Origin of the sequence: Methanobrevibacter sp. (genome assembly GCF_045120835.1) — an archaeon.
Lineage (GTDB): Archaea > Methanobacteriota > Methanobacteria > Methanobacteriales > Methanobacteriaceae > Methanocatella.
In genome coordinates this window covers 1-10,779 of the sequence record NZ_JBGVFE010000018.1, presented here as the reverse complement: position 1 = coordinate 10,779, position 10,779 = coordinate 1, and the positions used below count along the sequence as shown (strand labels likewise).

General features: G+C 38.6%; 12 protein-coding genes. 4 read left to right on the top strand and 8 right to left on the bottom strand.

Translation table 11 applies throughout. The features are described from left to right. The 3 genes from ACJMLO_RS02095 to ACJMLO_RS02085 form a co-directional block, all read right to left on the bottom strand. The coding region (locus ACJMLO_RS02095; RefSeq protein WP_405293446.1) for a DEAD/DEAH box helicase family protein at positions 1 to 1,194 on the bottom strand (1,194 nt) is incomplete at its 3' end. A gap of 4 nt (positions 1,195 to 1,198) precedes the next feature. Beyond that, positions 1,199 to 1,489 carry a hypothetical protein gene (locus ACJMLO_RS02090; RefSeq protein ID WP_405293444.1) on the bottom strand — a complete coding sequence of 97 codons (291 nt, stop codon included), beginning with the start codon at positions 1,487 to 1,489 and terminating at the stop codon, positions 1,199 to 1,201. A 1-nt stretch (position 1,490) separates the two neighbouring features. Beyond that, entirely contained in the window at positions 1,491 to 2,405 is a 915-nt protein-coding gene (locus tag ACJMLO_RS02085) for a ribose-phosphate diphosphokinase (protein WP_405293442.1), read from the bottom strand. A gap of 89 nt (positions 2,406 to 2,494) precedes the next feature. On the opposite strand from ACJMLO_RS02085, the gene ACJMLO_RS02080 reads away from it, so the two are divergent. After that, the gene (locus ACJMLO_RS02080) at positions 2,495 to 3,007 is read left to right on the top strand and encodes a hypothetical protein (protein ID WP_405293440.1); all 513 of its coding nucleotides are present in this window, start codon (positions 2,495 to 2,497) and stop codon (positions 3,005 to 3,007) included. A 12-nt stretch (positions 3,008 to 3,019) separates the two neighbouring features. On the opposite strand, the gene ACJMLO_RS02075 is transcribed toward ACJMLO_RS02080, so the two are convergent. Next, positions 3,020 to 3,388 carry a zinc ribbon domain-containing protein gene (locus tag ACJMLO_RS02075; RefSeq protein WP_405293438.1) on the bottom strand — a complete coding sequence of 123 codons (369 nt, stop codon included), beginning with the start codon at positions 3,386 to 3,388 and terminating at the stop codon, positions 3,020 to 3,022. 29 nt (positions 3,389 to 3,417) lie between these two features. Then, complete coding sequence (locus tag ACJMLO_RS02070; protein WP_405293436.1) at positions 3,418 to 3,927, bottom strand: GNAT family N-acetyltransferase; 510 nt, start codon at positions 3,925 to 3,927, stop codon at positions 3,418 to 3,420. Positions 3,928 to 3,990: 63 nt separating this feature from the next. Here ACJMLO_RS02070 and ACJMLO_RS02065 point away from each other — a divergent pair, with 63 nt between their 5' ends. Both ACJMLO_RS02065 and ACJMLO_RS02060 read left to right on the top strand, forming a co-directional pair. Continuing rightward, positions 3,991 to 4,923, top strand: a complete 933-nt coding sequence (locus ACJMLO_RS02065) for an ADP-ribosylglycohydrolase family protein (protein WP_405293434.1) — start codon at positions 3,991 to 3,993, stop codon at positions 4,921 to 4,923. After that, a complete protein-coding gene (locus ACJMLO_RS02060; protein ID WP_405293432.1) occupies positions 4,910 to 5,398 on the top strand; it encodes a hypothetical protein in 489 nt (162 codons plus the stop codon). Before ACJMLO_RS02065 ends, ACJMLO_RS02060 begins: the two co-directional genes overlap by 14 nt. On the opposite strand, the gene ACJMLO_RS02055 is transcribed toward ACJMLO_RS02060, so the two are convergent. After that, a complete protein-coding gene (locus ACJMLO_RS02055) occupies positions 5,385 to 6,782 on the bottom strand; it encodes a Mur ligase family protein (RefSeq protein ID WP_405293430.1) in 1,398 nt (465 codons plus the stop codon). The two genes, ACJMLO_RS02060 and ACJMLO_RS02055, sit on opposite strands and share 14 nt — an antisense overlap. Before the next feature lie 151 nt (positions 6,783 to 6,933). Continuing rightward, the gene (gene lonB / locus ACJMLO_RS02050) at positions 6,934 to 8,814 is read right to left on the bottom strand and encodes an ATP-dependent protease LonB (protein WP_405293448.1); all 1,881 of its coding nucleotides are present in this window, start codon (positions 8,812 to 8,814) and stop codon (positions 6,934 to 6,936) included. 698 nt (positions 8,815 to 9,512) lie between these two features. Here lonB and ACJMLO_RS02045 point away from each other — a divergent pair. Continuing rightward, positions 9,513 to 9,638: a hypothetical protein gene (locus tag ACJMLO_RS02045; RefSeq protein ID WP_405293428.1), complete on the top strand. Its 126-nt coding sequence runs from the start codon at positions 9,513 to 9,515 to the stop codon at positions 9,636 to 9,638. A gap of 113 nt (positions 9,639 to 9,751) precedes the next feature. Here the strand turns inward: ACJMLO_RS02045 and budA are convergent, their stop codons facing one another. Further along, the gene (gene budA / locus ACJMLO_RS02040) at positions 9,752 to 10,558 is read right to left on the bottom strand and encodes an acetolactate decarboxylase (RefSeq protein ID WP_405293426.1); all 807 of its coding nucleotides are present in this window, start codon (positions 10,556 to 10,558) and stop codon (positions 9,752 to 9,754) included. Positions 10,559 to 10,779 lie beyond the last annotated feature (221 nt).

The following is a 10,779-nucleotide window of genomic DNA, read 5'->3' as shown; positions in this document are numbered from 1 at the left end:
CTCATACTGGCTCGGCGTTGCCGATACATAGATTAACTGATTGACTGACGCTTCAAACTCGTCGAATCTCAGAGGCCTGTTTTCCTTTGCAGAAGGCAGTCTGAAACCATGCTCCACCAAGGTTTCCTTACGGGCACGGTCCCCGTTATACATTCCCCTGATTTGAGGTACTGTAACATGTGATTCGTCGATAATTGTCAGATAGTCATCTGGGAAATATTCCAAAAGGGAATATGGCTTTTCTCCCCATTCACGTCCCGAAAGATGCATGGAGTAGTTTTCAACACCCGGACAGTATCCCATTTCCTGAAGCATCTCTATATCACAGCGGGTTCTCTGCTCCAGCCTTTGGGCCTCCAACATTTTTCCCATTGAATTCAGCTCGGAAAGCCTTTCATCAAGTTCGTTTTTGATTTTTGAAATGGCCACATCCATCTTGTCCTGGCCAACCACAAAGTGCTTTGCGGGGAAAATCATGTATCTTTTCAGGGACTCCTGTTTTTTTCCGGTTACCTTATCAATAAGGCTGATTGCATCTATTTCATCACCGAAAAGCTCTATTCTTATCGGAGGAGTTCCGTGAACCGGATTGATTTCAATGACATCTCCCCTGACCCTGAACTGACCACGGTCGAATTCGATGTCGTTTCTCTCATACTGCATGAAAATCAATTTTGAGAGAATTTCTGACCTGTCGTAAATGTCGCCGACATTTATTCCAAAGGCAAATTCCCCATAGTCCTCAGGCGAACCGATACCGTAAATGCAGCTTACGCTGCTGACAACAATTACATCATCCCTTGAAAGAAGTGACTGTGTCGCAGAGTGCCTCATTATGTCAATGTCATCGTTGATTGAAGCTTCCTTATCGATGAATGTGTCTGTTCTCGGCACATATGCTTCGGGCTGGTAATAGTCATAATAGCTGACAAAGTATTCGACGGCATTGTCAGGGAAAAATTCCTTGAATTCCTCATAAAGCTGTGCGGCTAAGGTCTTGTTGTGTGAAATGACAAGAGTTGGCTTTTGAACCTTTTCAATGACATTAGCCATTGTAAATGTCTTTCCTGAACCTGTAACTCCCAAAAGAGTCTGTTCCTTGACACCATTGTTTATGCCTTCGGCTAGGGAGCTAATGGCTTTTGGCTGGTCACCCAATGGTTTGTAGGGCGACTTTAATTTAAATTCCTTCATAATATCAGTTGCTAATTGAAATATTGAAACTAATATGAATATAGCTTGGTGAACAGCATGGGGTGACTCTCTGGTCCCTTATAATCAAATCTCCATAACCTTTCAGTTCCTTTTCCAAATCCCTTATGACATTAGGAACTATTTCATAATTAAAAACTTTTAGAGAACCCAGAAATATTGTTTTGGCGGCCATATTCATAATCGATACGCTTTCAACAACATCGGGTTCCGAATATTTTGTTAAGACATTATTTGATTTGTCGATTAACTCTTGCTTGATTGCCTCTTTATCCATATCATTCCCTCAATGCATCGGCGATTGCCTTTGCAATAGATACACGTGAAGTGTCTGAAGAAAGACTGTTGGTACCTATGATCTTATTGGCACCTGCAGCATAGATTCTTGTGGCTCCATTATTGGTCAGGATTGGATGAACACAGCACACATCGATGGATGAGGCACCGTATTGCTTTAAAATGTTTATAGCATTGACAATGGTTCCTCCGGTAGCTATAATATCATCGATGATTATCGCATGCATTCCCTTAACGGAGTCAACATTTACAGTATTTTCACTTTCACTATCGCATCTGACATCTACAATTTTAGTTTCAACCTTATCCGGACCCAGTCTGACCTTAGTCAGATAGGTGCAGTCACAGCCAATGATTTCAGAGATTTCCTGTGCAAAGCCGTATGCTCCTTTGTCTGGGGCGATAATCAATGGCTTTTCATTGGATTTTCTGAAGTACTTCTTGTCCAGATATTCCGCAATGGCCGGCATTGCTGAGATATTTCTTGCGGGAATGTCAAAGAAGTCAAGCACGCATTCCTCATGAATATTGAATGTGATGAACTCATCGGCACCGGCAGCCTGAATAAGCTGACAGATGATTTTGGCGGAAATTGTCTCTCCAGGATTGAATCGTTTTTCCTGTCTTGCATAACCCATGTATGGAACAACGACCCTGACCTTTTTTGCCCCCAAATCCTTGAGGTTGGAAATCATGAAAAGCAATTCCATGAGGTTTTCATCCTGAGGATACCCTGTTGATTGAATAACAGTCACTTCGTCTTCGATTTCCCCATCAATTCTTAAATACCTTTCTCCATCCGGAAACTTGCGAGTTTCAACATAACCTAGCTTTTCTGAAAGCTCTCGTGCAACATTAGCTGCTAAATCTTGTGAAGATGAACCACCTATAATCACATTATCACCAAAAATTCTATGGGAATATATTTGTCTTAATTCATTAAAAAGGTTAAGTATTAATATTTAAAGGTAGTTAAAAACTATATATGAAAAAAATACATTTAGTTCTCATAGCAATAATTGCCATTATTTTTATATTTTTAGCAGCTACAATAAACAGTCCGGTAATAGTGGTTGCTGAAGATGCAGAAGAAGATGCAAGTATTGATATGGCCGCTTCATTCTCACTTAGAGGATTTGAATGGGTTTATCCTGGAAGCTCCTTTGATGAATATGGCCAAACACTGCATAATGTCCATATGGATTATCCTGAAAACCCTTATGCCGGCATAAAGCATATTATGGAGTATACCTATCATACAAGTCCTTTTCTAATAGTCAGCGTAAACAATGACGCCGCCCAGGCAATTTTCGGCGGAAACATTGTAGGTGACATCCGTTCAAACGACGGATATTTCGGATATGCCGGAAACGATAAGGTTCAAGGATCAATGTCAAGGGGAGATGCAATGAGCGTGGCAATGATTCAAAATGGAGTAAATGTGCCGATGATACCTATACAAATACTGCTGGGAAATATCAGATTCATCCCAGTTTAAATTTTTCTTTTTTTAATGCAGCATCACGTAAAATGAAAGGGCAACTCCAACGAGAGATATCACCATCAGAATTATGCCGTGTTTTCTTAGAGTCGGATGGCGTGACTGAACAAGGTAAAAGGGCATGAAAAATCCGAAAAAAGTAAAGACCGCCAGATTGGTGTGTTTTGAAATTATTCCAGCGACAAATCCGCTCCAGGATAGAAATATGGTCAATGCATATGCTGCAACAAGAGCTTTTTTGTTGATTTGAAGCTGTTGAGGCTTATAGACATAAAGCTGCTTAGGTTTTAAACCTTCAACAAGCGGATTTCCGCATTTGGCGCAGAAATCATAATCATCCTGATTTTCAAATTGGCAGTTTTCACATATTCTAGTCATTAGTTAAAATTAATACTTTTTACTATTTATTATTTTTCCAGTTTCATGGCGATTTCCCTGAAGGGCCGATTTAAATAGTCAACATTGTTCAATTGGGCATGATAGCTGAAACCCAATTTTTCCAGAACCTTTTTTGATGGCGTATTTTCCACCCTATATGATGCATAAATCTGTTCAATACCCAAATCATCAAATGCCCTTTTGATTAAAGCCTTTGAAGCCTCCGTTGCATATCCATTTCCCTGATATTTCTCTCCAATCCAATAGCCTAGTTCAGCCGAGCCTTCACCCCACCAGTGATTTCCGTCGGGATGAATCAGAAGGCCAACACAACCGATGGGAATATCATCCCTGATTATCGCATAAGTTTCCTTTTTGGCAAAAACCGTCCTGATAATATTCAGACTATCCTCGACACTTTCATGAGGAGGCCATCCTGCTATCGGTCCGATATTTGGACTTTTGGCAAAATAATACAGACATTCAGCATCTTCCTCCCTCCAGGGCCTTAACGTCAGATTGGGTGTTTTCAAAATCATTGATTGAATATTGTTTTTGATGATTTAAAAAATTTAATCACAAAATAATAACTGTTAACTACTATGAAAAACATATATAATGTCATGAAAGTTAAGGACGGAATTATTGGATTTGTCGTTGGCGACGCATTGGGCGTTCCTGTTGAGTTTCATGACAGAGAAGATCTTGAAAAGAATCCTGTTGTCGGCATGAAGTCCTATGGAACCTACAATATGCCTGCAGGAACCTGGTCGGATGACTCGGCAATGACCATAGCAACAATGACCAGCATTGTCAACATGCAGGAAATCGACTACGAGGACATCATGAATGAATTTGTCAAATGGGCAGAAACCTCCGAACATATGCAGGAGGTTACAGGAGACATCCCCTTTGATATGGGCATCACAACAAGTCATGCCATATTCAATTATAGAAATGGAGCTCCTGCATTGGAATCCGGATGCTGCGGCGAACGTGACAACGGAAACGGTTCGCTTATGAGAATCCTGCCTCTTGCCTACATTAAAGACATTGACTGGGAAACAGTGGAAAACATCTCCGCCCTGACCCATGCCCACGAGAGATCAAAGATATCCTGCGCATTATATGTTGCAATAGCAAAATCGATGCTTGAAAACGACTTAAGCATAAGGGAACATATTGGAATCGCATGCGATAAGATAAAAAAGCATTATGAGAAATCTCCAGAATTGAAAAACTTCCAAAGAATATTTGACAATGATTTGGACGATATAAATGGCAAAGGATATGTCATATACACTCTTGAGTGCGTAATCCACTGTCTGCTTACCACAGACAGCTACAGGGACGCAGTCCTAAAAGCGGTCAACATAGGAGCGGATACCGACACCAATGCCGCAATCTGCGGAGGACTTGCGGGAATCTATTACGGTTATGATTCAATACCTGTAGACTGGATTAATGAAATTGACAGAATTGATGATGTAGTCTCATTATGTGAAAAATACGAGGAATATTGTGATAGATCTTAACGCAACCATTAAAAATATTAGAGCTGCATGCGATAATTACATGGACCCAAATTTGCTTGTTTTCATCATCCATGATGACAATGCAATGGGTACCAACAACATATTGGAAATCGATGCATATGACATTAGAAGAGAGGATTCCTATGAAGAACGAATCCTTAAAATCCATCACCATGAAAACATATTCATTGCCTGCGGCATGATGACATTCCTGCCCATCATTAACGAGTGCGACATCTTTTCAGACAATGACTTCAATTTGACCATGATTCAGGAGGAATTTGACCTCTATTGCGACCGGGAAGAGAAGCTATTTGGAATTCTGGTTAAAAAATGCTCTAAAGAATACATTATCGGAAAAACAGATGTCTGCAACTGCAGCGTCGATGCCTGCTTTGAAAAAATAGAAAAAAGTGAAAGCAAGTTTTTCAAAATGATTGAGGAAATCATTGAAGGCAAGATCATTTATCAATGATTTTTCTTTTTATCTTTTCCCACATTGCCTGTTCCTCACCGCAACCGGACATGATAATGTAGTCATACTCAGAATCTGTAGCCAACTGTGTTAACTTATCAATTCTTTTATCCATCTTTTCATAATCCAACGGATAGAAATCAACATTGTCAAATTCTTTTCTAATCCGATTACAGTATTCTTCTGCCTTTTCAACTGATTTTCTGCCGGGAACAACAATAACATGCTCAGGATTTAGATTCCTGATTACTTCAAAATGGTCTGCGAATATTTCATCCTCATACTCGTCGGGAGTCGTATAGATGAATTCCAATGGCCCATCGATGAACTGATTCATGAACAGCCCATTTATTTTCAAGGCATCTCCGTTGTCTCCCTGACCCAAACCGATGAATTTTCCATTGCAGTTCACCACTTCAAACCTTCCAGGCGGAATGAAAGACATGTCAAGATTGTTGAATATCTTATATATTGTATCTTCAATTCTGTCTGTTTTCGGAGTATAGGATGCATAGGCAGTTATTGATGCCAAGGTATTATAGATGTTATGGAAACCGAAAGGAGGAACGGTCAGTTCAAGATTTAACGGAATTTCCTTTTTTGCATGGTAGTTGAATACGTTTCCTTCAATAGTTAATTTCCATGAATCAACTCCAAATTCGGCATTTGTCAGTTTTACATTAGGTTCCGGACGCTTAAATCCGCACTCACATTCGTAAAGACCCCTGTGATTTAAAAACCTTTTGGAATAACTTAATTCATGCTCATTGCACTTTGGACATCTGATAGGCATTTCATCGAAGATGTCCTCTATTCCATCAATGGCAATTCCATAATAATTGATTTTGACATCCTTCTGTTTGTTGATGCCTATCAATGCGGTTCTCGGATCATCGGAATTTGTAACGATAACTCCTCGTTTCATATCCTGTGTCAGCAATATCTTTGCATGATAATATGCTAAAAACGGATTTTTAACACCATTAACTTGAGTATGCTCTTGAGAAATGGTTGTGTAGACTACACCAACAGGATCAACCAATCTTTGAACCTTATCAGGAATTCCGAATTCAGTATTCCTAATACCATATTCAAAAACACCCAAATCCCCATCCTGCTTTAAAAGACTAGTGGTAATTGAATTGACAGTATTGTTCTCGAAACTTTTTCTAATCTGCAAATCATTGGATAGCAATTTAATCAAAAGAGTGGTTGTTGTGGTTTTACCGTTGGTTCCGGTCACTAAAACTGAACCTAATTTAAGTTCACTAGCTAATTGCCTTAAAGCCTCATCCCCTCCTACCTTCAAAACCATATGTCCAGGTATATTTCCTCCGGCACCGGGACCTATCTTTGAAACGGCCGAGGTGATTTTTCCTATCATTTTAGCCAACTTAAATTTTAAAGTGTTCATAGTATTATTATATTAAACTTAAAAATATTTAAATGTATTCAACAAGTGGATATCCAATTAATTAAAAAATTCTAAAATGAACAAAAGAAATGATTATTAAAAAAAAAGTTAATCAATCCAACTAGTTTGTAGTTGGATTTTTAATATTTGTTTGAGGGACCTTATCTGCAACCCTGGAACCGATGTTTTTCATCTTTTCAATCAGTTTGTCCTTGCTTGATCCGCTGATCAGGATATTTTCTAAAACATCACTTAAGGTTTCAGTTGGAATGATTTCAATCATGTCCTCGTATTTCTTCTCAATCATGACATCTTTCAGGTTGGATTTAGGAATCAATACCTTTTTCATTCCGGCTTCTGCAGCCGCTTCGATTTTTGCGGTCGCTCCACCGATAGGCATTACATCTCCACGCACATTGAGTGAACCTGTCAATGCCACAGTCTGATCGATTGGAATATCTTCAATTGCAGATATTACAGCAGTTGCAATACTTACACTGGCTGAATCACCTTCAACTCCATCATAAGTTTGGATAAACTGAATGTGAATGTCATATTGGGAAATGTCCTTGTTGGTGTATTTCTTAATCAATGCACTAACATTCTGAACTGATTCCTGAGCGATTTCACCCAATTTACCGGTAGCAATAATCTGACCACCATTCTTGGATTGGGTAGGTGCCGCTTCAGCTGCAATTGGTGAAACGATACCGCTTCTATCTCCAATTACTGCAAGACCATTGATAAGACCAACTCTTCCCCCTTCAGATGAGACCATACTGTAGTCTTTTCTTTGCATGATTGACCTGTCGGCAATTTGCTGTTCTAATGTTCTTGCATATTTTTTGGCTTCAACAACATGCTCAGCAGTAACGATTTCATCTCCTCTTTCGATTGCAACATCCCCTGCGGAACGTACAAGACCTCCAAGGTCCCTTAATCTCAAGGTCAATGCGTTCTGCTTGCCAGATCTTCTTTTAGCTTCCATGATTATTTCATCCAATGCATCGGTTGCAAAGTGAGGAATTCTTCCATCGTTTTTGACTTCCTGAGCTACGAACTGAACCAACTTTTCTCTGTTTTCGGTTGTATCGTCCATATAATCCTTCATGAAAACTTCGTAACCGTATCCTCTAATTCTTGATCTCATAGCAATGTGCATTCCTTCAAGCACCTGGAGGTTTCCTGAAGCAACCAATACAAAATCACATGGTACTGCCTGAGACCTGACCATTGCACCACTTGAGTTTTCGCTTTGACCGGTAATCGCATACTGCTTTTCCTGCATTGCGGACAACAGTTCCTGTTGGGTTTTCATACTCATTGTACCTATTTCGTCAATGTATAAAACTCCCCGATTTGCTTTGTGAATCATTCCCGCTTCAACACGTTCGTGTGCAGGAGTTCCTAATCCTCCGGATTGATATGGATCGTGGCGAACATCTCCCAAGAGCGCTCCCGCATGGGCTCCAGTCGCATCCATGAATGGTGCGAATCTTGATTCCTCATTATTGACAAGCAACTTTGGAGAAACATTGCTGTTTTTTGGTTTAATCTGAATTGAAATAAGTAAGATTAATGCTGCGGCAATAATTGATTCAAGCAACCTTCCATACATAAATCCAATTACCAGTATTCCTCCAATTGCAAACATTGTAATAATTGTTTTTCTCTCTTCGTGCCCTTTTGCAGAGCCTTTTGTCGCCCTTACAATTTTTTTACCTTCACCAGCAGGCACGGTTCTTATCAATGGGTGATTGTTGTCTTCCATATTAGGATATACTAATACATCTTGAAGGGTTTCATGAGGAAGTATCTGTGCCATCCCTTTAGCAAGCATTGATTTTCCCACACCAGGATCACCAATGAGCAAAACATTCCTTCTCTGTTTCGCTGCTTTTTTAATTGTATCAATGGACTCTTCATGTCCAATCACCTGATCAATTAACAAAGGTGGAACTTCAATATCTTGTGAACTTTTAATATTATTATAATCTAACATAGGTTTGGTTTCTTCACCTTCACCAGATTCAACAGTTTCTGGTTCAACAACTACTTCTGTAGGTGAGTCTTCAACTGACTCGTTTTCTTCAAATTTCATAAACAAACCTCACTTCGTAAAAATTCATCATTATAATTAAGTTTAATATACTAACAATATATTATTTAACATCACTATATATAAAAAGTTTTCTATTTTAGTAAATAAAAGTTACTAAAAGATTCAAATTTTTGAATAATTTTTCTCTCCAGACATATTAATTTTTGAGTTTCATCGGTAAAGTAGTTATGCAATATTCTCAAAATGATGGTGTAATTCCATTGATTAGGAAATTTCCGGTTCCGGTTCCAACAACAATCGAATGAAACTGTTATACCAGATGGTTAACTAATGATGGACCTCAATCAGGACACGACAGTGCCAGAGGATATCCTGTTGTAAGAGATCAAAACAGTACATACATTCCTGATGTTCCTGTTACTGTTAGAAGAAAACCAATAAGTGGCGAATCATGGAGCAATTACGGAACATATACTTCATCCAACGATGATGTTTATATGTATCCGGATTCAAACAAGGACAGATACATCTATGAAGTTTATGTAACTACCAATCCTTCCGTTTCAGCGCAACTGACAATGCCACAGTACTGATTCAATTATGATGATTCGGATTATGACTACAATTTTGACAGAGTATTGGATACGGCCAATCCGTTAATCTCAAACAATGTCAGGTCAATCGATACAATGTATCTAAGCTATGGAACCAATTACTTCTACGTTACAGCGGATGTTGCCGGAAAACAATTCGTTCATCTTTAATTTTAATCACGACTATCTTAAAAATAAACGAAGTGATTTTGCTAGTGAAAAGGATATTAATAGTTTAGTTCAAGTTATTTTAAAAAAATAGAAAATGGAATAACTCAAAAGAGTTATTCTACACTGCTGATTTTATTTGTCATGTCTTCGGTGAAATTCATTTTTACAAATGTGTCATCTGTTGGAAGTATCATGTTGAATTCGTGGATTTCATCAATCTGGCCTGATCCGCTGAAATTATTGAATCCCAGGACGTGACCTCCTATTGCCTTATCATCAGACAGGAAATGAAGATGCCATCCGTGCATGTTCAACTCATTCATGTACTCTGGGAAATATACTGCAACAAGTGTTCCTGTCTGGTCAGTATGGTTGAATACCTTTTGGTCTACTTTTGCAACTTCAGTGAATTCCTTGTATGGTTTTTCCTGTTTTTCAACGCTTCTAACAGTAATGTTTGAAAAATCACCTTTGATTTTGATTACATACATGTTGTTTACACCATATTTTTCAATTTCCTTGTCCAATTGACCTGTTAAGTCGTCGAAATTCTTGGCAGTTATATTGGTTATTTTTCCATCTTCGTCAAATTTGGTGATTGTGGCGAATGGTATGGTTTCATTATCCGGCATGACATTAATGCTTCCGTCAGCGGCTGCCTGATAAACAACACCGTCCAAAACTATCATCTCACCGTTTACTCCTTCAAATGTTCCAAGACCAATGTCTCCATGTGATTTAAAATCTCCTACTGTGATTACTCCGTTATATTGTCCATGCATGAAAGCCTGCATTAAAGAGACTTGATACATGGAATCATCATTATTATTATTGTTTAGAAACAATGAATTCTGAGCGCTGACTGCTGAAACAGCAAGCAGCCCCACTACAATTAATGCAACAACTATTTTTTTATTCACATGATTTCCTCCTTATCGTATTAATTAAATGTATGTCTTCATAGTAATTAAATTATGTGGAGAACGAATGTTCTGTTTACTTGAACCACCCCATCCTATAGAGGATGGGGATTCCTGAATTTTTTTCACTTAATAATGGTTAATTTAAGTATTTTTTCAGGCTATCTCCGTTGAACCAGCGGTTTAGAATATTAATTGCTGCGTTTGTGTCTCTATCAAGT